The sequence below is a fragment of the Rheinheimera hassiensis genome (assembly GCF_022436675.1).
Classification (GTDB): domain Bacteria; phylum Pseudomonadota; class Gammaproteobacteria; order Enterobacterales; family Alteromonadaceae; genus Alishewanella; species Alishewanella hassiensis.
Window position 1 is genome coordinate 1 of record NZ_JAKUJZ010000006.1, and the last position, 23,529, is coordinate 23,529.

At 48.1% G+C, this 23,529-nt stretch carries 26 protein-coding genes; 4 read left to right on the forward strand and 22 right to left on the reverse strand.

Going from position 1 to position 23,529, the window contains the following annotated elements; all coding sequences use genetic code 11:
• Positions 1-162: 162 nt before the first annotated feature.
• The 14 genes from MJX74_RS13400 to cysS form a co-directional block, all read right to left on the reverse strand.
• Entirely contained in the window at positions 163-531 is a 369-nt protein-coding gene (locus tag MJX74_RS13400; RefSeq protein ID WP_240223331.1) for a hypothetical protein, read from the reverse strand.
• Positions 532-686: 155 nt separating this feature from the next.
• Positions 687-1,001: a hypothetical protein gene (locus tag MJX74_RS13405; protein ID WP_240223332.1), complete on the reverse strand. Its 315-nt coding sequence runs from the start codon at positions 999-1,001 to the stop codon at positions 687-689.
• 153 nt (positions 1,002-1,154) lie between these two features.
• A complete protein-coding gene (locus tag MJX74_RS13410; RefSeq protein ID WP_240223333.1) occupies positions 1,155-1,703 on the reverse strand; it encodes a hypothetical protein in 549 nt (182 codons plus the stop codon).
• A gap of 41 nt (positions 1,704-1,744) precedes the next feature.
• Positions 1,745-1,885: a hypothetical protein gene (locus MJX74_RS13415; RefSeq protein ID WP_240223334.1), complete on the reverse strand. Its 141-nt coding sequence runs from the start codon at positions 1,883-1,885 to the stop codon at positions 1,745-1,747.
• Positions 1,886-1,985: 100 nt separating this feature from the next.
• Positions 1,986-2,381, reverse strand: coding sequence for a DUF6331 family protein (locus MJX74_RS13420; RefSeq protein ID WP_240223335.1), 396 nt, complete (start codon positions 2,379-2,381; stop codon positions 1,986-1,988).
• Positions 2,382-2,491: 110 nt separating this feature from the next.
• Positions 2,492-2,698 (reverse strand): hypothetical protein, encoded by a 207-nt coding sequence (locus tag MJX74_RS13425; RefSeq protein WP_240223336.1) that lies wholly within the window; start codon positions 2,696-2,698, stop codon positions 2,492-2,494.
• A gap of 91 nt (positions 2,699-2,789) precedes the next feature.
• Complete coding sequence (locus MJX74_RS13430; protein WP_240223337.1) at positions 2,790-3,269, reverse strand: hypothetical protein; 480 nt, start codon at positions 3,267-3,269, stop codon at positions 2,790-2,792.
• 99 nt (positions 3,270-3,368) lie between these two features.
• Complete coding sequence (locus tag MJX74_RS13435; RefSeq protein ID WP_240223338.1) at positions 3,369-3,713, reverse strand: hypothetical protein; 345 nt, start codon at positions 3,711-3,713, stop codon at positions 3,369-3,371.
• A gap of 81 nt (positions 3,714-3,794) precedes the next feature.
• A complete protein-coding gene (locus MJX74_RS13440) occupies positions 3,795-4,124 on the reverse strand; it encodes an SMI1/KNR4 family protein (RefSeq protein ID WP_240223339.1) in 330 nt (109 codons plus the stop codon).
• A 103-nt stretch (positions 4,125-4,227) separates the two neighbouring features.
• Complete coding sequence (locus tag MJX74_RS13445) at positions 4,228-4,590, reverse strand: DUF2750 domain-containing protein (RefSeq protein WP_240223340.1); 363 nt, start codon at positions 4,588-4,590, stop codon at positions 4,228-4,230.
• 85 nt (positions 4,591-4,675) lie between these two features.
• The gene (locus MJX74_RS13450; protein ID WP_240223341.1) at positions 4,676-5,068 is read right to left on the reverse strand and encodes a hypothetical protein; all 393 of its coding nucleotides are present in this window, start codon (positions 5,066-5,068) and stop codon (positions 4,676-4,678) included.
• A gap of 137 nt (positions 5,069-5,205) precedes the next feature.
• Positions 5,206-5,433, reverse strand: a complete 228-nt coding sequence (locus tag MJX74_RS13455; protein WP_240223342.1) for a hypothetical protein — start codon at positions 5,431-5,433, stop codon at positions 5,206-5,208.
• Between the two features lie 82 nt (positions 5,434-5,515).
• Positions 5,516-5,908 (reverse strand): SMI1/KNR4 family protein, encoded by a 393-nt coding sequence (locus tag MJX74_RS13460; RefSeq protein WP_240223343.1) that lies wholly within the window; start codon positions 5,906-5,908, stop codon positions 5,516-5,518.
• 319 nt (positions 5,909-6,227) lie between these two features.
• Positions 6,228-7,607 (reverse strand): cysteine--tRNA ligase, encoded by a 1,380-nt coding sequence (gene cysS / locus MJX74_RS13465; protein ID WP_240223344.1) that lies wholly within the window; start codon positions 7,605-7,607, stop codon positions 6,228-6,230.
• Positions 7,608-7,765: 158 nt separating this feature from the next.
• Between cysS and MJX74_RS13470 the strand changes: the two genes are divergently transcribed.
• The gene (locus tag MJX74_RS13470) at positions 7,766-8,260 is read left to right on the forward strand and encodes a peptidylprolyl isomerase (protein ID WP_240223345.1); all 495 of its coding nucleotides are present in this window, start codon (positions 7,766-7,768) and stop codon (positions 8,258-8,260) included.
• Positions 8,261-8,269: 9 nt separating this feature from the next.
• Positions 8,270-9,055, forward strand: a complete 786-nt coding sequence (locus MJX74_RS13475) for a UDP-2,3-diacylglucosamine diphosphatase (RefSeq protein ID WP_338052279.1) — start codon at positions 8,270-8,272, stop codon at positions 9,053-9,055.
• Positions 9,056-9,092: 37 nt separating this feature from the next.
• On the opposite strand, the gene MJX74_RS13480 is transcribed toward MJX74_RS13475, so the two are convergent.
• The 4 genes from MJX74_RS13480 to MJX74_RS13495 all read right to left on the reverse strand — a co-directional run bounded on the left by MJX74_RS13480 (position 9,093) and on the right by MJX74_RS13495 (position 14,507).
• A complete protein-coding gene (locus MJX74_RS13480; RefSeq protein ID WP_240223346.1) occupies positions 9,093-10,115 on the reverse strand; it encodes a Gfo/Idh/MocA family protein in 1,023 nt (340 codons plus the stop codon).
• Positions 10,116-10,135: 20 nt separating this feature from the next.
• Positions 10,136-12,514, reverse strand: a complete 2,379-nt coding sequence (locus MJX74_RS13485) for a GH36-type glycosyl hydrolase domain-containing protein (RefSeq protein ID WP_240223776.1) — start codon at positions 12,512-12,514, stop codon at positions 10,136-10,138.
• A gap of 27 nt (positions 12,515-12,541) precedes the next feature.
• Entirely contained in the window at positions 12,542-13,918 is a 1,377-nt protein-coding gene (locus tag MJX74_RS13490; RefSeq protein ID WP_240223347.1) for an MFS transporter, read from the reverse strand.
• 76 nt (positions 13,919-13,994) lie between these two features.
• Complete coding sequence (locus MJX74_RS13495; protein WP_240223348.1) at positions 13,995-14,507, reverse strand: gluconokinase; 513 nt, start codon at positions 14,505-14,507, stop codon at positions 13,995-13,997.
• 131 nt (positions 14,508-14,638) lie between these two features.
• On the opposite strand from MJX74_RS13495, the gene MJX74_RS13500 reads away from it, so the two are divergent.
• On the forward strand, positions 14,639-15,640 hold the full coding sequence (locus MJX74_RS13500; RefSeq protein ID WP_240223349.1) for a LacI family DNA-binding transcriptional regulator: 1,002 nt from the start codon (positions 14,639-14,641) through the stop codon (positions 15,638-15,640).
• Between the two features lie 77 nt (positions 15,641-15,717).
• On the opposite strand, the gene MJX74_RS13505 is transcribed toward MJX74_RS13500, so the two are convergent.
• The 3 genes from MJX74_RS13505 to miaE form a co-directional block, all read right to left on the reverse strand.
• Positions 15,718-18,213 carry a TonB-dependent receptor gene (locus MJX74_RS13505; RefSeq protein ID WP_240223350.1) on the reverse strand — a complete coding sequence of 832 codons (2,496 nt, stop codon included), beginning with the start codon at positions 18,211-18,213 and terminating at the stop codon, positions 15,718-15,720.
• Positions 18,214-18,523: 310 nt separating this feature from the next.
• Positions 18,524-20,239, reverse strand: coding sequence for an esterase/lipase family protein (locus MJX74_RS13510; protein WP_240223351.1), 1,716 nt, complete (start codon positions 20,237-20,239; stop codon positions 18,524-18,526).
• Between the two features lie 142 nt (positions 20,240-20,381).
• On the reverse strand, positions 20,382-21,146 hold the full coding sequence (gene miaE / locus MJX74_RS13515; protein WP_240223352.1) for a tRNA isopentenyl-2-thiomethyl-A-37 hydroxylase MiaE: 765 nt from the start codon (positions 21,144-21,146) through the stop codon (positions 20,382-20,384).
• A gap of 196 nt (positions 21,147-21,342) precedes the next feature.
• Here miaE and MJX74_RS13520 point away from each other — a divergent pair, with 196 nt between their 5' ends.
• Positions 21,343-21,942: a Yip1 family protein gene (locus tag MJX74_RS13520; protein ID WP_240223353.1), complete on the forward strand. Its 600-nt coding sequence runs from the start codon at positions 21,343-21,345 to the stop codon at positions 21,940-21,942.
• 62 nt (positions 21,943-22,004) lie between these two features.
• Here the strand turns inward: MJX74_RS13520 and purF are convergent, their stop codons facing one another.
• Positions 22,005-23,516: an amidophosphoribosyltransferase gene (purF, locus tag MJX74_RS13525; protein ID WP_240223354.1), complete on the reverse strand. Its 1,512-nt coding sequence runs from the start codon at positions 23,514-23,516 to the stop codon at positions 22,005-22,007.
• Positions 23,517-23,529 lie beyond the last annotated feature (13 nt).

The following is a 23,529-nucleotide window of genomic DNA, read 5'->3' on the forward strand; positions in this document are numbered from 1 at the left end:
TCCATTTTTTAATCAGACAACACTATTTGATCACAAACTCGATCGCGTGAAAAGAGGTTTTTCTACAGCCTCAACGCTTTGCTAATTGGCTGCCGCAGCGCAGCGTAGGCAGTCCAGTGGAGGCCATGTTTTTTTGTGGCCGGAACGAAATTAAGCAACTTGTTAAATTGCTTGCCCGATAAATACAAAAACTGTGATTACCAGAGCTATTAATGGCATTGGAAGCACCAATAACATAAGAATGGTCTTAACCCATTCTAAACCTCTGCTCACTAAGTACCACATTGGATCGGTAGATTCCCGAGAGCCTAAGCTTTTGAACGACAGCAAAAAACATACGATAAAAAAGCACTGTGCTGCGGCAAACCCCAACAGCAATCCGAACACTCCTGTTAAGCTTAATTGCTGACTTGTACTGCTGCCTGCAATATAAAAGAAACATACTAAGAAGAAGAAAAACGAAACTGCAAAAAACTTAGTTTTGTCAGAATGCTTTAGTGCAAGTTCATGCAATATTTCAGGTGATACCACTTACTACCTCGTGCAATTTAACGTTGTGTTCAACCGCAGTTTGTAAGTAGCGCATTGCGATAAACTTTGCGCAGCAATTCGCTAAATGCGCTACTTACAAACTGTCGAGTGGAGGCGCGGAGCGCCGGAGCGGTGTTGGAACACCTTGTTATGTGCTATTCAACAATATAAGCATTTTTTGATTTGAAGGAAATTCCTTCTACAGGCTCAAAATTGCTTACTTCAACACCGATGTTACACAGCTGATAAAAACTAATGTCTAAAATTTCCAACCCAGAAATGCACCCAGAAAAACCTTCTTCAATTTTAACTTCAGTTGGTTGATCAAAGCGTACTTTCTTAACCAAGCCGTTCTTTTCTAAATGTAGTTCAATAAACGATTGAGACTGATCTACTGGATTTATGCTCCATATAAAGCTAGCAAGATTGTATGAAAATGGCGCTTCTATTACTGGGTGTTGTTTTTTCAATATCGAAACCTCGGCAAAATGCTAAATCTAAGCGCCACATAACGCCAGTAGCAGGCACAAATATTGTGTTGTGGAGTTTGTGTAAAATGGGCGAAGCCCATACACAAACGGAGCGACGCAATATTTGTCGCTTGCCTACTTTTGTTAGGTGATTTACGCATATTTGGATTGCCTCCAAGAATTTGCAAATTCAAATAATTGTTGACGATTTACTGAAAAGTACTCTGACCAATATTTCTCGCACTTGTGAGGGTAGCCCAGCAAGTTGGCAAAACAACTACCTATAAGTTCGGAAACGAACACATCGGAAACATCCACATTTGGCCATTGTTTAGATATTTCCTGAACCTCCTCTGGAGAAAAGCCCAATAATGTTTGATATTCCCAATATGGATTATCTTTAGCTCCATTATCTACGAAGAAAGGACCGACAGCTGATGCATTTAGACATTCACCAATAACTGTTTCTAGCTCATTAGAAATTTCATGCTCTCCGCTTTTTTCAGGCGGAGTAATCCAAGGGCGGTACGAACGGAAATCACAAGTTGAATTCCAACAACAATATTGCCCTCCTGACATACCGAGATCACTCGAACATTTTGGACATTTATGAACTTCGCTCATATCTCTAATAGCACCTAACGCCAAGCTAAGCGGAAAAATACTGTTGGCCAAAATGCGCGAGGAACGAGCAGCAGCCAACTGTATTTTTTCCGTTTAAGCGCCTTGTTATATGTTGTTAACTATGCTGATAAATCAAACGTAACACAGCCCTGACCAGCAGCTGCGATTCTAACTAAATCTGCGGTTGATTTACCCGATGATAACGTCATTCCACCACCTGCGGCCGCAATGCGTACCAAATCTGCGGTTGATTTACTCATTTTTAAATCCTTCTTTGATGATTGAAAACATATAACGTTTGGTTAAGGGGCCGGCTTTAGCCGGTCCCGAGTGAGCGAAGCGAGCGACTTGAACCATTTGTTAGGCGTGTTCATTGGTGCTTGTAATGACTTTGAGCAAGTGGTTTAGAAGTGCAATGAAAACGGCTTTGTCTTCGTAATTGTTGAGACGATTACTAACTACTACAGTGGTTGGAAGGCACTCTATTTCATTTATGGTTTCTTGGATCAAGGCCCCAAGCTGGGAGTTATCGTTTTCTGATATCGCGCTGATGATGTCTTTAGGGTAAAAAGAAAAAGCATCAATGCCGCAGCAGCCAGCAACGCACTCGGTTTCCAAGGAGTTCCATAGGTCTGATGTTTTATGAATTATATGATCAATATTTATAGCTGACTCGTACCGCCCGGATAAATCAATGAATGCGATCCACTCGTTTTCTCCGATTCGGATGTCATTCTTATGCTCGTCGTGTGACATCTGGTACGCCTAACGCAAAGCACACGGGTGACGACCGCGCAGCGGTTGGCATCCCAGCGGCCACAGGCCGCGAGTGATGCGCCTTGTTAAATGGCTTCCAACTACAGTGCTCATGATGGAACCCACTCATTTTTTCCGTATTCAAAAGCCCACCAATCTGCATCACCTGGAGCAATCTCAACCAATATTTCTATCCGAAGATATTTTTCACTGGGCATATATTTTTGGGCTGCTTCTTTTGCCAATTCGAAAGTAGCATGAGATGAAACATTTTCCCCTGCGTAAAGCCTGAAACCGTCTGTGTTCATAATTGCCATTTAACGCCCGCCACAAACGCGAGCAACTTGTTGCGAGTCGAGCGGCCAAAGGCCGCGTTTTTGATGGCGTTTGTTATATTTTTTTCTGATGCTACGGTATGACGCATTTACCATATGCCTTAAAACCGTAACCTTTGTAGCCATAAGCTTGTTTAACCCACGCCGTATACCAAAAAACACTATTATGCTGCCTTATTTCAAGTTTTATAGAGTTACCAGCCAATTCAAAGCTTAGAAATGAAGCATTATCATTCGGCGGTGGTCGTTTAGGAACTATCGTTTCATCAGCTGTAAGCAAGCATTCAAGTAAATCTGAACTGAGCAACTTAGTTTCGCTATTTGCTATGGGCTCTTCTGTAACCTTACTGGTCTCGAAATAGTAAATAGGTTTATTAGTCTGACTTAGCCCACTTTTGAAATTTTCCAAACGTTCAAAAGATTCGTAGGTATCAGAAACAACAACATAAATAAAATAAAAAAATAGCAGCATAAACAGCCACCAGGGTGGCGCGCTTCTTCTCCACCATGGCAAATGTTTCTTTTCAAGCTTAGTTATCACACCAATACTCACAAAAAAATATAACGCATTACTAATGGGCTGCCGCTGCGCAGCGTAGGCAGTCCCGTGGAGGCCACGCTGTTTGTGGCCGGAACGAAATTAAGTAACTTGTTATATGGCATTTTTTTCACCAGCTTTCCGATACTCTGCTGTATCCATCTTTTTAATTTGCAAGTAACCTAAAAACAACGATATAGGACAAATAGTCATTATTAAAATTGTAGAAACTGTGCTCATTGACTCACCTGAGACGATGTATTCGATCCCAAGCACTACCATCAAGAAAACTAGTCCTCCATAGATGAAAAAATCTACCTTTCTCTGGATTTCTAATAGTGATGAATTGCTAAGTTTTTGCGAGCATTTAGGGCAATGAAATAATGTTTCCTTTTTTGTTTTTTCCAAGTCTTTCAATCGTAAGTAACCGAACTCCTCAGAACACACGGGACATTTCATCGAACTTTCCTAAATGACATATAACGCTCGCATTTGCGGCAAATTGGAGCGCAGCGGAAATTTGTCCGAAACATGCGCTTGTTAGGGCTTGCTCTTGATGCCGATTTGCTTTGCAAACTCGGGATCTATCCAAGCCGACTCTATTTGGCCAGGCTCTAGTTCAACTTCTTCTGGAGCGGAACACCTAGAAACAAAATCATCTACTGACTTAGAAAGAAACGCGTTCTCTCCTGTTTCGTGATCCCAGAAGCACACAGCCTCGTTACGCAGAACGAAATAGTTGCCGCAATCGTCTTCGGCAAGGACATTCGAAGTGGATAAGACTTCAGGAAATGGCTCCTTGGCTTTTCGGATTACGCCGTATTCAACGCCAGTTTCGCTTTTGAATATTTTACCAAATGCTCGATTCACATCTTAGCCCTAACGCCTTGCACAGCAGCATTTTTGGAAGAGCGCTTTTGTGGTACACAACCACAAAAAAAGCGATGGAAAAAATGTCAGCTGGTGCAACTTGTTAGGAGACACTGCTAATAGCCTCGAAATTTCGAATTAACTGCTCCAAAGGCAAATCGAAGCCAGTTAAATTTTTTCCGCTTAAATTTAGGTTAACGAGCCTGTTTTTCTGAACTAGTATTGGCACCACAACCTCCTTGAATTTTTCCCATGAGATACCTCTAGGTTCTACTTCTCCTAGAAGGTCAGGGTTAAGCTTCTTAAGTCTTTGTATTCTCGATTTGGAAGACCAAAGCGGCAAAGAAACACGGTTATCTTTTACATCAAACTCTAAGAAAGTCCCATCTGGATTTTCCGCAAACCAAAGATATTGATTGGCAGTAGCCTCCTGATAAAATTTCTCTATCTGCGCACCGACGCTCAACTTGAATATCTCCTAACGCCCGCCACAAACGCGAGCAACTTGTTGCGAGTCGAGCGCCCAAAGGGCGCGTTTTTGATGGCGCTTGTTAGGCATTTACAACACCTGAACTTGTTGCTGCTTGCTTGCCCAAGGCAACACCAAACAAAAGCGAAATAAACATACTCACATAATCAATTTGCCAGCCGCCCAAAAGAGCATCGCCAACCAGTAAAAACAGAATACATGATGAAATTAAAGAACTTAGAAAAATAACTATAAATGCATGTGTAAAAGCAAACTTACTCTGATTCTTCACTAAAAAATAAATGATCGTTGCTTCGACAAACATAGAAAGAAAAATAAAGCTCCAGTAAATCCAGCTTGGAATAATTTCACCAGCTGAATCATAGCGTCCCATTACATACCCCAGTGGAACACCCGAAGCAACAGAACATATAAAGAAGATCACTGTGTATCTAGCAATTCGTGCCCAGTTCACTTAACGTCCTTTTAAATGCCTAACGCTCGCAGCACAGGCCGAAACGCGCGCAGCGGTTGAGGTCCAGGCCACGCAGTGGCCGTTTGTGACTGCGTTTGTTATACGCATCATCGATGTCAAAATATGAAAACAGATTATTAAACATCACCCATTCCCATATCATCATCAAGAGCTTCTCCAACCTGATGAAGGCCAACAACTGTGCAGTTTTCTGCGATCCAATGTAAATCGGTTATCATCGCTTGAACAGCTTTACGATCTCCAGAAAGCTGCAGTAAAGCTGTCAATTCAGTAAGCTCGCTGCTTAAAATCATTACTCTATCGGCGATATCGTCGAACTTATTTTTGATTTCGTTCGGAGTCATATTTTGAATACCGTATAACGTTTGGTTAAGGGGCCGGCTTTAGCCGGTCCCAGTGAGCGAAGCGAGCGGCTTGAACCATTTGTTAGAGTGCTGTTAACGCGGAAAAATTATGGGCAATTTTTTGAAGCTCACCGGTTTCATGTGCCCAAATATAAATTTCTTGCCCGAATGATGTGCCTTCCTTTAGTAAAACTAGCTGGTCGCCGCTGCCATTACCTGCAATGGCTACTGCCTCTTTAGGGAACCCTGGCCAGCTTTTAAAGTGCTGTGTCTCTTTTATGATGTGATTTGCGGTGCGAGAGATGCGTTTTCTATCAGATGTGTCAGCTATTGGATACTGCTGCCAAACATCGTCTTCGAGCTCTAGCTCTCCACCATTTCGTTTGAGCATTGAGAGTCGGTACGAATCTGGCAGCGTTGCCCCTAATAGTTGCTCAGCTGTATGGATATAGCTTTCGGCTAAATCAAAGGGCATAAGAAAGTACTCTAACGCTTATTAGGCGGAACAATCCGTATTTAAACACGGACCTTTCCGCCTTTGTCAATTTAATGTAATGAACATTACACCGCTTACTTTGAACTTACAACAAGTTACAGGTACAACTGATGCTAAAGTTGCTGACAAATACGGATTAATCCGTCTAACAAAGCACAACCAGCTCTTGGGCACTACATGTATGCAAATACAGCATTTTTTCAGCCGAATATCAGCTAACTTACAGCTGTTGCCTGCAACAACATTCACGCACAAAAAAACCGCCAGCAGGCGGTTTTTCTAATCAACGGTTGTTAAATCAGCCTTTACGCCAGCTGGTTACGCCGTTTTTATCTTCTACGATAATACCTTTGGCCGTTAACGCATCGCGGGCGGCGTCTGCTGCTGCCCAGTCTTTATTAGCGCGGGCGGTGTTGCGCTTTGCGATCAGCGCTTCTATTTCAGCTACATCGTCATCAGATGCGCCTGATTGTAAGAAGGTCTCAGCATCGCCCTGCAGTAAACCCAGCACACCGGCTAACAGGTTTAATACGCCTGCCAGCTCGGCAGCCTTGACCGGTTCGGTTTCTTTAAAGCGGTTTACTTCACGCGCCAGTTCAAACAACACCGGTAAAGCTTCCGGCGTGTTGAAATCATCATCCATTGCCGCTTTAAAACGCACAATATACGGGCTGTTTAAATCAATACTGTGGCTTGGCGTGACATTACGCAGCGCGGTGTATAAGCGGCCTAAGGCAGCATGCGCCTGGGTTAAGTTCTCTGCCGAGTAGTTCAGCTGGCTGCGGTATTGGCTGGATAATAAAAAATAGCGTACCGCCTCGGCGTTGTATTCTGCCAGTACGTCTTTTACCGTAAAGAAGTTGCCTAAGGATTTAGACATTTTCTCTTTATCTACCTGCACCATACCGGTGTGGATCCAGGTATTAACGTACTTGTGGCCATGGGCACAGGTAGACTGGGCTATTTCGTTTTCGTGGTGCGGAAACTGTAAGTCTGAACCGCCACCGTGAATATCAAAATGCTCGCCTAAATGCTTAGCGCTCATGGCAGAACATTCAATATGCCAGCCAGGGCGGCCATTGCCCCACGGTGATTGCCAAAACGGCTCGCCCGGCTTGGCGCCTTTCCATAAGACGAAATCCAGCGGATCGTCTTTATTGTCGGCCACTTCTACCCGTGAGCCGGATTGCAGCATCTCCAGGTTTTGCTGGCTAAGCTCGCCATAGGCTTCGTATTTGCTCACATCAAACAACACATCGCCATCGGCCGCAACATAGGCATAGCCTTTGGCAACCAGGGTTTCAATCAGGGCGATAATTTCGGCCATATGGGTAGTAACGCGCGGCTCTATATCGGCCGGCATTAAACCCAGCGCAGCAAAATCGGCGTGCATGGCTTGGGTAAAGCGTTCAGTTAAGGCGTCGCAGCTTTCGTTGTTCTCGGCGGCACGCTTAATAATTTTGTCGTCTACGTCGGTAATATTACGCACATAGGTTACGTCGTAACCCAAAAAGCGCAGGTAGCGGTTTATTACGTCAAAGGCAACATAAGTGCGGGCGTGGCCGACATGACAGTAGTCATAAATAGTAATACCGCAGACATAGAGCCCTGCTTTACCGGGTTCAATTGGCGTGAACAATTCTTTTTTTCTGCTTAAGGTATTATAAATTTGTAACATGTCTTCCTCGAAGTCCTTTGACTAAAAAACGCTAAACCAGTGCAGCTGCTGCACCAGCGCGCTAGTGTATCACCGGCACCTTAACCCGGCTATCCTTGCTTTATGATTTGGCCTGACTACGTTAGAATAGCGCCACTTTGAACTAAGGACACCTTATTATGATTAGCTTACACACCAATTACGGCGTAATTAAATTAAACCTGTTTGCCGACAAAGCCCCTGCTACTGTGGAAAACTTTATCAGCTATGTAAAAGACGGTTTTTACGACAACACCATTTTTCACCGCGTAATTAACGGTTTTATGATCCAGGGCGGCGGTTTTACTGTCGATATGGAGCAAAAAGACACCAAAGGCCAGATTAAAAACGAAGCCAACAACAAAGTGCCAAATAAAAAAGGCACTATTGCTATGGCACGCACCAATGAGCCGCATTCAGCGACATGCCAATTCTTCATAAACATCGCCGATAACGACTTCTTAAACTTCAGCTCTGAAACCGGCTCCGGCTGGGGTTACTGCGTATTTGGCGAAGTGGTTGAAGGTATGGACGTGGTTGACGAGATTAAAAAAGTGGCCACCGGCCGCAATGCCGGCCACAGCGACGTGCCGGTAAAACCGGTAGTAATTGAAAAAGCTGAACTGCATGCTTAAGCCCTGTTAATGTCAGAGCTGATGCCAGAGCTGATGTCTGAGCAGCACACGCTGTTTATCGCCGATCTGCATTTAGCAGCAGATCGGCGTGATATTACCGCTGCCTTTTTGCGCTTTTTGCGTGAGCAAGCCATCCATGCTGATGCGCTGTATATTCTCGGCGATTTATTTGAAGTATGGATTGGTGACGATAACCCCGAGCCATTGCTTGATACCGTAGCTACCGCATTAGCCACGCTTAGCGCTCAGGTACCCATTTATTTTATTCACGGTAACCGTGATTTTGTTTTACGCCAGGGCTATGCCAACCGCGCCGGTATGCAGTTGCTGCCGCAGCAGCAGGTTATCGACTTGTACGGCACACCTACGCTGATTATGCACGGCGACAGCCTGTGTACGCTGGATATTGCCTACCAGAAATTTCGTAAATGGTGGAACCAGCCGTGGTGGCAGTGGTTATTGTTAAAAACGCCGATAGCCTTCCGCCAGGGTATCGCTGCTAAGGCACGGCGTAAAAGTGCTATGCACAAGGCACGCTACTCTTCTCAACAGCAGCAAGGGCAGCAACAGCCACAAATTATGGATGTTACCCCGGACGAAGTGCCCAAAGTGATGGCAGAGGCCGGGGTATTAAAGCTGATCCACGGCCATACCCACAGACCGGCGGTGCATAAGCTTGAGATAAATGGCCAGCCCGCAGAGCGCTATGTATTGGGCGACTGGTATACGCAAAGCAGTTATTTAAAAGTCAGCGCCAGCCAGTGGCAGCTGTATTTTAACCCCCTGGCAGACTAAACCCACTGCGACAAACTCATTACGGCACCGGCCACGGCTAACTACGGCAACTGCCGCGACTAAGCAGCCCGGCATGCTGATAGATCTGGTCGAGCAAACGCATATTATTAATCGCATCGGCGCCGCCGGTTAACGCTGTGGCACTGCCTTGCAGGCAATCTTGCACATGCTTTAGCTGATAATAATAGGTGCTATGGCCGGGCACACTGTATTGCCGCTCGGCCCCGGCAGTCATCACTTTTATACTGTTGCCCTGTTGCGGTGTAATCAGCCCGGTGACTTCAATACTGCCCAAACTACCTTCCAACACCAGGCTGGTATCGGGTGTGCGGCTTAAATGCTCTGCCATGCTGGTGCCGATATCGGCAATAGCGCCGTTGGCAAATTGCAGCTGCGCCTGCGAGGTTATATCAATTTGCTCACCGCCATTTGTCGCACTGGCTGTAATACAGTTAGCGCTTAACACTTGCGGCTCCTGCCCCGGCTCAGAGCCCATAACAGTACGCACCCAATGCAGCGGATAACAGCCTAAATCCATCATGGCGCCGCCGCCCAGTGCCGCTTCATGGCGCAGCGAACCGGCAAAATACGGGATCCGCACCGAAAAATTGGCACGTAGATGGCTGATAGTGCCAATAGTACCGGCCTGCACCAGGCGCATTACCTCAACAAACAGCGGATGAAAGCGGTAATGAAATGCCTCCAGCAGTACCTTGCCGGAGGTTTTTGCCGCCTGCACCATGGCTTTGGCTTCGGTTTCATCCATAGCAAACGGCTTTTCGCACAACACATGTTTGCCCTGTTGCAAGGCTTGTATGGTCCAATGCGCATGCTCTGAAGGTGGCAGGGCATTGTAAATCAGGTCGATATCGCTTCGCTCCAGCAAGGCCCGATAACTGTCGGCGACATGTAAGATGCCATGCTCGCCGGCATACTGCCGGGCCCGCGCTGTTGTCGATGCTGCCACGGCTTGCAGCACAAAGCCATCCAGTTGCTTCAGCGGCTGAAATATCGCTTTGTCGCTGATACGGGCAGCGCCTAATAAGCCAATGCGGATCATAGCTGTTCCTTATGCTGTTATTAAACCGGCGGTAGTAGCAGCTCTACCTGATAATGCTGGCCGGCAACAATGTCGCGAATAAGCGGCTCGGCCAATAAACGGCCATCGACACTTAGCTGTGCTACTTTGATGCCGCTTTGCCGGCGCATTAGGATAGAAAACTCTGCCCCACGAAATTGCCGCTTAAGCTTAACCTGCGGCCAATCGGTCGGCAGTTGCGGCTGCAGCAATAAGCCATCGGCACAACCTTTTACACCAAACAGCCCTTCAATTAATGCGCGATATACCCAGTGCACCGTGCCGGTATTAAATAACTGGCTGGAACGCCCGGCTGTGCGTGGGAATTGTTGGTAAGCACCGCGATAGTAATTCGGGATAAACACCGGTAACTGGCCGCGCTGCAGACAGTCTTGCTCTGTGCTGCCGGGTAGCATCTGGCGTAGCACCGCAAACGCCTTATCCGGCTGGTTAATCTGGTACAGCGCATACAGGTAAAACGCCGCCGCATGGTTATACACCGAGCCATTTTCAGCCGAGCCCGGGTGCTTTTGCGTTACACGGCCCACATCGTCGCGCATTGCAGTATAGGCCGGTGCCAGCATTTGCACGCCGTAAGGTGTGGCAAGTTGGTCATCAATTTCGGCCAGCATCAGCTGCAATTGTTCCGGATTAGCTGCACCACTTAACATGGCCCAGCTTTGTGGGTTCAGGTAAATACGGCCCTCGGCATCTTTACTGACGCCAAAAACCACATTGTCGTCGGTAATGCCGCGGCCATACCATTTGCCGTCCCAAAGATAATGGTTAACCGCCTGATTAAAGCTGTGTGCATCACTGCGGTATTGCTCAGCGCGCTGAAGCTCGCCCAGTTGCTGACAAATATCGGCCCAGCAGTTAAGCGCATACGCCGCAGCCAGTGACAACCAGCCTGATACACCACGACCTTTGTAGCCGACCATATTCATCGGATCGCACCAGTCGCCCTGCTCAATAAAGCTCAGGCCACGCTCGTCACGTTTATGCAGCAACCAGCTCATGGCGCGGCAAATATGTTCAAACACAGTGGCTTGCTCAGCGCTGTCGCCAAAGGCGAGCTGTTGCTGCAATAAGGCAGTGTCGTTGGTTTCGGCCAGATAAGCCGCTAAACACACCGGCAGCCAGACACATTGGTCGGTATGCGGCACCTGATTAATATATTTCAGCTCGGCGTCGGGGTGCAGCAAAATACCATCCGGCATTTCGCCGCTGCTGTGCTGCTGCGCCAGCGCCGTTAATAGCGCCGTGCGAAATGCCTCCGGCCGCACATAGCTCATGCCCATATTATCCTGCAGATAATTGCGGGTTTGAGGATCTGTGGTAAGCCGGTTTACATCGCCGTGGTAATACACCTGGCGCGGTAGCCAGTGGTTTACAAAGTTATCCAGCGCGCCATCCGGTGTTTCAATGGTTAAACAGCCCTGGCCCTGCGCAATATAACCACTGTACTGCTGCTGCGCTTTGCTAAAGCCATCCGGCGTTAAAAAATAACGCTGCCGCGCGGCGGCAATTTCGCTTTCATCCAGCGCCGGGCCAAATACAAAGCGGTAAACCTGCGTTGCAGCGCCTGCCAGTTGCAGCCGGTATTGCATCACACAAGCCGGGGTTTCATATAAGGCATCGCCGCCATCGAGTTCTGTTTGCTGCAAAGCAGCCGGTGCATGCAGGCCGCCCTCGCCTTCAAACGCTTGCTGCGCGCACTGCCAACTGGTGGGTACCTGCTCGGCCAATAAAAAGGTTTTATCTTTTAACTGTTTGTTTTTAAAGTAATCTGGGTATTTTTGATATGGCGTAACCGATGAGCATACTATGGCATTTAGCGCTGGCTCAAACTTTGCTGACTGATTCATCCACGACATATAGCCGACCGGAAAATACGGGTAGATGCTGAGCTCGCGTGGCTGTGCGCTCAGGTTAGTCACGGTAAGCTGCCACAGCTCATGCGGCTGGTCCGGGCTTAAACATAGCTGCCATTCCAGTTGCAGGCCCTGCTGCTGTAGCTGCCAGCGGATATCGCTTTTACCGGCAGAAAACACAAAGCTGTCGGCTTTGCTGCGCACCGGCTCGTATGGTACCGAGAACACCTCAGTACTTTGCTCGTCTTTAATATAGACAAAACGGCCAGGATGATGCGCGTAATACGGCTGCTCCGGCTGCATAAAGGTTTTGGCTTCAAGGTTAGGCGCATGAGCGTATTTGGCGGGCTCCGGCTGCATAAACTGCGCGGTGGCATAGCCACGGCAGTTAAGTTGTACCATTAACTGCTTGTTCCATAAAAACGCCGCCGCCAGCGGCATGGTAGTGGGGCTGAATAAGTCATAACGCTGATTATTATCACCAGGTTGCATGCCTGTGGCTGCCATCAAAATAGTACTCCGGATAAAATTAACTTATAGCGGTGCGGCTTCTGCCTTGCGCTGTTGCAAATCAAACTGAATTTTTGCCAACTGTGTATTGTCCAGGCTGTAATAGCGCATAACAAAGGCTGCCAGCAGCGCAATAACACCCGGGATCACCGAAATCAGCAGCACTATGCCGGTTTGCGAGCCACTGCTTTGTTGCTCGTTGGCTACATAACCAATCGCCGCCAGCAACCAGCCAATTAAGGCCGAAGCAATAGCGCCACCGAGTTTTTGCGAAAACGTGGCAGCAGCAAAGGTCATGGCGGTAGCCCTGCGCCCGGTGCGCCATTCATTGTAATCGGCCGTATCGGCATACATTGAAAATGCCAGTGGTGACTTTGGCCCCAGCACAAAACCAATCGCCAGATTCAGTGCAAAAATAGCGCCTACGGCATCAGCAGGTACAAAGTACAAACTGATGGAAAGCATCCCTGCTAAGGACATCAGTAGCACCATCAGGCGTTTTTTATCGATAAAGCGTGTCATCAGCGGTGTGGCGGCCGCCCCCAGTGCCAATGCCATCATATAAGAGGATAAAAACTCGCCAACTAAGTCGGGCCGCTCTACATAGTATTTAAAGTAGTACACCCCGCTGCCGGCACGCATGGTAATGGTCACCATAATGATCAGCGCCAGCGCGAACAACACCAGCCAGGGTTTGTTATTTTTTAAATCGGTTAAATCCTGCCGCACCGCATTAGGTTGCAGGCTTAGCGGCGCGATCCGCTCTTTGGTGGTAAGAAAAGTAACTAAAAACATCAGCGCAGCGGCAATACCAAATACCAGCATCGTCAGCTGCCAGCCCAGCACGTCATCGCCCTGCCCCAGCAGCGGCACTAACTTGGGCGTTAAATAAGTTACCAGGATACCGCCGCTAAAACCGCCGATAAAACGAAAGCTCACCAACGTAGTACGCTGCTGGCTGTCGCTGGTAATCACACCGGATAAGGCCGAGTAAGGAATATTAATCGCGGTATACACCAGCATTAACAACGTATAGGTGCCGTAAGCCCACACCAGTTTACCGGTTTCGCCTAAATCCGGCGTACTGTAGGTCAGCACTCCGGCACCGGCCAGCGGCAGCGCCAGCCATAACAAATAGGGCCGGAATTTACCAAAGCGGCTACGGGTACGATCAGCAATTGCCCCCATTAACGGATCGGTAAAGGCATCGACTATTTTGGTGACCAGCATCATGGTACCGGCCGCTGCGGCGGAGATACCAAAAACATCAGTGTAGTAAATCAGCAAAAATGCTGAAATATTAGCCCAGTAAAAGTTAAAGCCCATATCACCAAGGCCGTAACCGATTTTTTCGCGCAGCGGTACCGCTGTGGCTGTATTTTGCGTTGCTGTAACTGTCATACCCTGTTATCCATTATTATGAATTGTTATGGCATCAGCTCTGCGGCTGAATATGATAGCGCAATCAGGTGTTGCTTTACGCTGCTAAAAACTGTGTTATCTGCTGCACCAACCTCGCTGCGGGCAGCATTATATCCAGTATGGTTATATCATTTTCATTGTCGCAACTTTGCATGGTCAATAACTGGCTTTGCAGCATAGCCGGCGGCATAAAATGATTTTGCCGCTGCGCCAGGCGCTGTGCCAGCAAAGTGGCATCACCCTGCAGATAAAAGAAGTGGGCGTTATCTGCACTGCTGCGAATTTGCTGACGGTGGCGGGCAATTAAGCCGGAATAACTTAACACACAAGGCTGCTTTGCCGCTTTGCAGGCGCTAAGCTCGTTACACAGTGCCTGCACCCAGCTTTCACGTAAATGATCAGCCAGCGGTATGCCACTGGCCATCATTTGTTTGGCCTCGGGGCTGTGAAAATCGTCGCCTTCAATAAAGCGCCAGCCCAGCTGCTGCGCCAGTAACTGGCCAACGGTCGACTTACCGCTGCCGGCTACGCCCATAATCACAATAGTTCTGCTTACTGTAGCGCGCATAATAAGCTGCTGTTTCCTGTTAGTGTTGCTTGTTGGCTTAGAGCTTAAACCAGCACCAATGATTGCGCAACCATTTTGACTAACAACCCGCAATACAGTATTGTCATGTAAAAGATCGCAGAGCTAAGCTTATGAGCAGAAAGCCAAATTTAAAAGACGTTGCCAAGGTAGCTGGTGTAAGCGCCATCACGGTATCGCGGGTATTGACAGATCCAACCAAGGTATCTGACAAATTACGCAATAAAGTAGAAAAAGCCATTCACGATATCGGCTATATCCGCAACCATGCCGCCAGTGCGCTGGCGTCAAAAAAATCCGGCGTGCTGGCGGTGATTATTCCGTCGCTATCCAATATCGTATTTAACGATGTACTGCAGGGCATTTATCAGGCGGTTAAAGCAAAGAATTTGCAGGTATTACTCGGCGACTGCCATTATTCGCCGCTGATCGAAGAACAGCTGATTGCCACCCTGCTAAGCCAGTCGCCGGAAGGCTTTATCGTTACCGGTACCGCGCAAACCGATTACGCCCGTAAGCTGCTATTACAGGCCGATATTCCGGTGGTACAAATTATGGAGCTGACCAACCAGCCAATAGATATGAACATTGGCTTTTCGCATTATCAGGCCAGTTACGATATGACGAAACATTTGCTGCAACAAGGCTATCGCGCCCCGGCCTTTATCGGTGCCCGCATGGACCCACGCACCCAGCAGCGGCTGGCGGGCTTTAAACAAGCTATCGCTGATTGGCCACAGCCGTGTCGCAGTTTTGTACAAACCACAGTACAGCCGTCGTCGATTAAACTTGGCGGCCAGTTATTACAGGCCGTGATTGCCGAGTCCGATAACCAATGCGACGCGGTATTTTGCTGTAATGATGACCTGGCGCTGGGCGCCTTGTTTGAAAGCAAACGGATGAATTTAAACGTACCCAAAGATATCGCCATTTGTGGCTTTAATGACCTGGAAGCCTCAGCATTGGTAGAGCCGGCCATTACGTCAGTGGCGTCACCGCGTTCTGAGATGGGCCGCCAGGCAGTAGAAATGCTGTTTAGTGCCGCCGGTAAGGGCCGCCATGCGGTAGCGCCGGTTGATGTCGGTTACAGCATTAGGGTGCGCAGCTCAACCTGAGCTGCGCTATAAATAACAAAGCCGCTGATGTCAGCGGCTTTTTTTATGGCTAATTTTACTTAGCTATTCCGGTTTAGTTAGTCAAAGCTCACTTTTACCCGCACACCAAAAGTACGCGGCGATTGCCACATATAGTTAGGTACCGGGTTGCTGTTCCAGCGGCCCTGATCGCTTTTTATCGCTTTGTCAGTCAGATTATTAACAAAAGCTTCCAGGCTCCAGTTGCCGGCAGATGGCTGATAAACCACGCTGGCGTCGAGCTTGGTATACGCATCCTGGCGGTCGATATCTGCAGCATATGGCAGGTTACGGAAACCTTCCGGCCGATCGCCACGGTTAGCCGGATCAAACCAAACTTCTGACGAATAGCTGGCACGTAAGCGTGGCCGCACTGTGGCACCATTGCTTAACTCGAAGAAATGCTCGTAGCTTAGCGACATACTGAACTCCGGCGCCTGCACCAGGTGGTTACCACTGAAATCCAGCAGATTAGGCAGGTTCGGGTTACCGGCTGACGGGTTAAAGGCTATGCCATCAGCGCCGTAGCTGGAATCGGTTGTCAGGAACTCATCATACTTCGCATCCAGATATGACATAGTACCATTTAACTCACCATTGCTGCCCACCAACCATTTAGCTTCTACTTCCAGGCCGTTAATAGTGGCCTTACCGGCGTTGGTTTTACGCAGTAAGTCGGCACCGGTTTCGGTAGTAACATTACTGGTTACCTGTAAATCGGTATATTCGGTAGTAAATAACGCAGCAAATAGCTGCAGCGTGTTATCAAGGAACGAGCCTTTTAAGCCCAGTTCAATACTGGTATTTTCTTCCGGGGCTACATAAGCACTGGTGCCGGCCGCGTCATTGTTATTGCCGGCGATAATGGCGTCTAAATCGGCCTGGGTAAACGGGCCTGTACCGGTATAACGGCCGCCATCCTGAATAGTGCCGGACTTAAAGCCGGTAGCATAAGAGCTGTACAGCATTACTGTGGGCGAGAAGTCCCATTCTAAACGTGCCATACCGGTGGTTTTATCCCAGCTTGGGCTGGTATCGTTGTAGGTATCTACCCAGCACTGCCCCGGCTGTACCAGAAATTTGTTTGGTGCCAGCCCATTTAGCAGATTATCCGGATCAAGCAGGCCGACATAATCACTGTTTAGCGGCAGGTTTTCTGTGCGTTTAACATCAGGGCACATAATATTACGGCCGCCTCTGTCCCAACGCTCATCTTCGGTGTAACGCAGGCCCAGGCTAATACGGAACACATCAGTCAGTTTATAGGTGCTTTGCGCATAGATACTGTTTGATTTTAAGCCACGATCCGGCTGACGGTAAGTAGACCATAAATTCGGGTTAGGTGTGTTGCCACCTTCGTAATCCACATCCGGGTGCACAATATCAAAAATGGTGCTGTTGTTTTCTTTAAAGTAAAACATGCCAACCATCCACTGCAGACGGGCGCTGTCTTCGTTTTTCAGTTGTAGCTCATGCTGAGTGGCTTCGTGGGTACACTCCACACAGCCGCCCCATTCATATTTGTTTTCATCCCAGCTTCTGTCCCAGACAGATTCACGGGAAGAATCGGTATAACCGCCGATATACGACACTGTAATGCCGTTGTCAAAGTTGTAGTTTAACCGGGTGCGCAGGCTGTCGATAACAAAATCATTAAAACCCGGTTCCTGAATATAAGCCGAGCGATCTGAGCCACCACTTACAGTAGGAATGTGGCCGGTACCCTGATCGATGAAGTTTTCATACGACAGGAACCAGTCAAAGTTGTCATTCGGTTGCCACAAGGCACTAAAACGCGCTGCGGCTAAATCGGTAGAACCATATTTTTTGCCCATTGCAGAGCCCGGTGCCATATCAACCACGCCGTCAGATTTATCCACTGCAGCCGCTACACGGATAGCCAGTGTATCTGTCAGCGGTAAATTAACCATGGCGCGGGTGGCACGCCGATCGTAATTACCCAGGGTAAATTCGGCATTGGCTTCAAAGTAGTCCAGCTTAGGTTTGGCAGTGTGCAGATTAACCACGCCGCCGGTAGCGTTACGGCCAAACAAGGTGCCTTGTGGCCCGCGCAGAATTTCAGCGCCTTCTAAATCAAACATCAGCGCTGAGGCGCCCTGCGAACGGGCAGAATAAACGCCGTCAACGTGAAATGCCACTGCCGGGTCGCCGCTTTCAGTTTGATCAGACGAGCCGATACCACGCAAATACACCATCGGCGTATTTTGTGTGCCGTTTTGCGCTATATGTAAACTGGGTACCGTACCTTGCAAATCATCCAGTTGCAGTACGTGGTTGTCGTCCAGCGCATTTTGGTCAAAAGCGGTAACCGCTAGTGGCGTTTCACGGATAGTCGTTACCCGCTTCGTGGCCGTAACCTGGATAACTTCGATCGCCCGCGCTTCGCTACTGGTGCCTGGTGCCGGCTCGGTGCTTTGTGCATAGGCATTGCCCGCCCCTGCCGCGAGCATCGCAGCAGAGATAAGAAGATAGCTTTTTGTTAATTTATTAACAGGTCTTAAATTACTAACTGGTTTTAGTTTGCTGATTGGCATAATTGTTTCTCCCCCCGGAGTTATTGTCGTTACTGCAGCTCAAGCACTTACACAGGGCTCAGTTATTTCTATCAAACAAATGTTTGCGCTACCATTTAGCTGCAAGTTATGCAAAAAAAACCTACAACAGGCCAATTAAATACAGCAACTTATTGACGTAAGCATCGCCAAAACTGTCACTGACACAAAATGATTGCGCAACCATATTTCAATAATTGTGCTAAATTAGAGCGAAAGCAGGTGGCTTGTCAAGGAAAAAAGCCGCTATTGCACCAGCAACTGTCACACTACGCTGATAGCGGCTACAGGATTACTGTGATAATCCAGTGTCTGAAGATAAAACTTTCAAAATAAACTCAATAGCTTGCGGTGACTGGTAAGAGTTATGCTGTGAGGCAACCACATATTCTGCCTGCGCTTGTGGTAAATGTGCACTGCTATAGGGCACCACGCTATCGTTCAGCGCCGGGCAACTGGCAAAATCGGCACAGCGACCCACGTTGTTATTACCGATCACGGAATACACCGGCACTTGCAGTGGCAGTAATGTTAGTTGCTGAACCAAAGGGTGCTTTGGCGATAGCACATCGACACTGTTCGGGCCAAAGCCGTGCATATAACCGCGCATCGCTGGTTTGATATCTTTGTTGGTTAATGCCAGCCACATATTACCAAATACGTTTTTTACCGCTTTGGGCAGCGTAATCATCGCCGAAGCCAGCCGGCCAATCCAGCTGTCGGCAGTAGCGGCACCGCGATGCGGCGTATCAATAAACACCACCGCTTTTACATAAGGCTTTGCAGCAAAGATAAAAATATCCTGCAAGGTCTGGCGTATATCAGCATCGACCGGCAGTTCAGCTGCTGGCCGGTAAAAAGTGGTATCCCACAACGCTGTACCGCTGTTTTGCACAAAGGTTTTACTGATAATACCACCCATGCTATGCCCCACCAGTACCATATTATTGGCGGCCACAGCCTGCAGATCAGGGGAAATATGTTGTAGTAAATCATCGGCATGTTTTCTTAAACGCATGGCGTTAAAAAACGGTGGCGGGCCGGAAGGGTAAAATACATGCCAGACCTGATACCGTGCCGACAACTGCGGGTTAGAGAATATCGCCCAGCTTAAACGGCGCCATATCAACGGGCTGGAATTTAAACCGTGTAACATCAAGACAGGAATTTTATCTTTGCTTAACGGCTCTATGGCATAAATACCGAGCTTTTCCTCTACTTTGTCAGCATTAAACAGGCCGGTTTTTTCCAGCTGGTCGGCCACTGCCACTTCAACTAAACATAAGTACGCCGAGGCTGGATCATAATTCAGCGGATAGTGCTGCTGTGCTAACGGCCACTGTTGCTGCTGTTGCATATAAACGCCGCGTAATGTCAGCACCGGCAACACCGGGTTGCTAAAATCCAGCTTAACGGGCATCACAGTAAGTGGCCGGAAAATGCCTTCCGGTGGAAAATAACGATCCCGTTCAGAGCAGGTATTTTCACGCTGCCCCACCACCGTAATACCTAAGCCATTGTCCTGCTGGCGCAACATATAAGGGTCGTAGGCTTGCAGGTCAGCAGCTACAAAAAACTGCTCAAACGCCAGGCCATTTTCATCTTTGTCTACCTGTAGCTTAAGCTGCAAATTTAACGGCCTGGTGTCCTGCCCGGTTATAGCAGCCCTGACCAGCGGCATTAAAGCCCGGTTGTAGTAGCCCATGGCCTGTTGGCGCTGCTCACCCGTCAGTGGCTGTGCCAGCCAACGCTCTGCACAACTTAGCTGCAACAAAAACAGCTGATACCCCGGCGAGCGCTGAGCAGTAAGCTGCAAGCAGTAATCGGCCACTGCTTCATCAGCAACCTGATTTAAGCCAATATACTGATAGGCCAGAAAGCCGGTTACGGCCTCTTCCGGCAGCTGTGCTGGTTTTTTCCAGTAGATATATTTGCCCTGGCTGCAGCCCTGAAGTGCCACAACCAGCAGCAGAATTAACAGTTGAGATAAACGGTAACGCTGTAACATTATTGCCTCTGAGATTTAAAAACAGGCTGAATTTCCGCTATGTAATATAACTATAGCTTTGTTCTGTTTCAGATTTCTGCGTGATAAAAACTCTTTCGGCTGTAATAAGCTGATACTGAAAAGCACTATATTAATTAGTGGCTCAGGCCGGTATACCGCTGTGAAATTTAAAATCAGCATCCGGCGAACTGATAAGCTCAGCTTCAATTGCTGCAAAAAACGCTATACGCTCACTGATATCCTGCCCGGCTACTTCTGTCGCCAGTGTCAGGTAATCCTGATAATGCCTGGCTTCAGATCGCAGCAAGGAAATATAAAAATCGGCAATAGGTTTTGGCAAAAGCGGAGCTAACTTTGCAAAGCGCTCACAGGAGCGTGCTTCAATAAAAGCACCACAGATCAGCTTGTCTACCATTGCCTGAGGCTCATAGGTCCGAACATGGCGTAACAGCCCACGGGCATACCGGCTGGAGGTAATTTTTTCGTACACAATCCCGTTTGCAGCCATCACCTCCAGCACCTGGTAAAAATGATGTAGCTCTTCTTTGATTAGCAGTACCATTTTATCAATCAGATCCTGTGCGTAGCCGGAGTCAGCCTTAGGCAACATCGACTTTTTCAGGCTAAGTCCGGCCAGTGCTTTCCAGTCGCCGTGCTGACGGTAGGTAAAGTCTTCATAGGGTTTAAGCCATTGCAGTAAAGCTTCACCACTTTGCTCATCGCTGGCGTAACGGCGGATCAGGTACATAGCTGATTGCGCCGCTTTTAATTCACAAATCAGATGATCCTGTAACAGTAGCGGCAAGCTTTGTGGTTTAGCGGCCACCGCCAGCCACTGTGCAGGGGTTTCACATTGCAAAAACTGTTTTACCGGGCTTAATAACTGCGTAATTTCGGCGCTGAGCATGCTGTTTGTTCGTCGTTCAGAGGTGGCCCGCATTATAACGGATAGCCCTCTTGCTACCAAGCGATGATAGTTGCCGGAGCTGCTTGGTCAAATTTCAATCAGAATGCTTGACGAAGCGCATTATATTGGTCATAACTGATGTAACGGTTATTACAAATAGCCCGATAATACAGACGTAGTGACAAGGATAATAATTATGATATTGAATCACTTATGGGGACTGTATGCTCATCCGAAAGAAGAATGGCATACAATAGATGCACGACATGAAAGTTTTCGTTATAGCCTGATCCACATTCTGCTGGTTGCACTGATACCCTCTGTTTGCGCTTATTATTCCGCCGTATATCTGGGCTGGAGTATAGGTGTAGGTAACCGTATTATGCTAACCCCCGACAGCGCACTGATGATGTCGGTTGCCATGTACATTGCACTTATCGCCGGTGTATTTGCACTGGCAGTACTGGCGCACTGGATGGCCCATACCTTTGGCGCAGAACCCACTTACACCCAAACTCTGGAGTTGGCTGCCTATACATCAACGCCATTGTTTATGGTAGGTTTTGCCGGTTTGTACCCGGAGCTTTGGGTAGTGATGGTAATCGGTTTGATAGGTTTGGCTTATTCAGTATATTTGCTGTATGTCGGCGTACCCATACTGATGCATATCCCGGAAGAGCGCGGCTTTATCTACGCCAGTTCGGTGGTTACCTGTGGTCTGGTGCTGCTGGTGTGTATTCTTACTGCCACAGCAATATTGTGGAGTTCCGGCTTCGGCCCGGCATTTACGCATTAAACTGTTACTAAAGCAGAAATAATAAAGGGAGCTTAACGCTCCCTTTATGTTATGGCTACGGCTTAACCTTCGTTATAGGTTTCCAGGTTTGTGGCCATCGCAGCGCCGGATTTTTCCTTAGCGCTATCGCTGCGCATTTGGTCCAGCCGGTTCAGGTATTCCTGATCAATATCATTGGTAACGTAGTTACCGTCAAATACCGAGGTTTCAAAGCGTTTAATTTCCGGGTTTTCCAGCCGTACAGCTTCGATCAGATCCGGCAATGACTGAAAAATCAGGCCGTCAGCGCCAATAATATTGCAGATGCTTTCCACATCATGGCCGTGCGCAATCAGCTCATTTGCCGATGGCATATCAATACCATACACATTAGGAAAGCGGATTTCCGGTGCCGCCGAAGCAAAATATACTTTTTTCGCACCGGCTTCACGTGCCATATCAATAATTTGCTGTGACGTGGTGCCACGTACTATAGAGTCATCGACCAGCAGTACGTTTTTACCTTTAAACTCCTGCTTAATAGCGTTGAGTTTGCGTTTGACCGATTTTTTCCGCGCTTCCTGACCAGGCATAATAAAGGTGCGGCCAATATAACGGTTTTTCACATAACCCTGACGGTATGGCAGGCCAAGCACAGTGGCTATTTGCAGTGCAGCATCGTTACTGGTTTCAGGAATAGGAATAACCACATCAATATCCAGGTTAGCCCATTCGCGTTTTATCTTCTGCCCCAACATAGTGCCCATCGCCACGCGGGAGGCATATACCGAAATATTGTCGATGGTTGAATCTGGCCGGGCAAAATAGACATATTCAAAAATACACGGCGTGTAGCTTGGGTTCTCAGCACACTGGAAGCTGTGTAACTCGCCCTGCTCGGTGATATACACCGCTTCGCCCGGAGATACATCCCGCAGTACGGTAAAGCCGTCAGCATCCAGTGCAACGCTCTCAGATGCCACCATATACTCAGTGCCAAGATCTGTTTCGCGCTTACCCATTACTAACGGGCGGATACCATTTGGATCGCGAAACGCCAGTAAACCGTGGCCGATAATCAGCGCCACAACCGCATAGCCACCTTTGACTTTGCGATGCACATTGGCTACAGCACGGAAAATATGCTCAGCTTGCAACTCCATTACACCGCTGTTGTGCAGCTCATGGGCCAGCACATTTAACAACACTTCAGAGTCAGACGTGGTGTTTACATGGCGGCGGGCGACACGGAAAATATCTTCTTTAAGAATATGCGAGTTAGTCAGGTTGCCGTTGTGCGCCAGCGCTATGCCAAAGGGGCTATTGACATAAAACGGCTGCGCTTCAGCTGTGCTCGAGGAGCCCGCTGTCGGGTAACGCACATGGCCAATACCAATGTTTCCCGCCAGCCGTTGCATATGGCGGGCTTCGAACACATCTTTTACCAGCCCATTCGCCTTGCGCAAGCGCAGCGTGTTGTGGTCAACGGTAACGATACCCGCAGCATCCTGCCCGCGATGCTGCAACACAGTTAAACCATCATAAAGTGCCTGATTAACCGGATATTTCCCAACGATACCAACAATACCACACATGGATTTTCTTCCT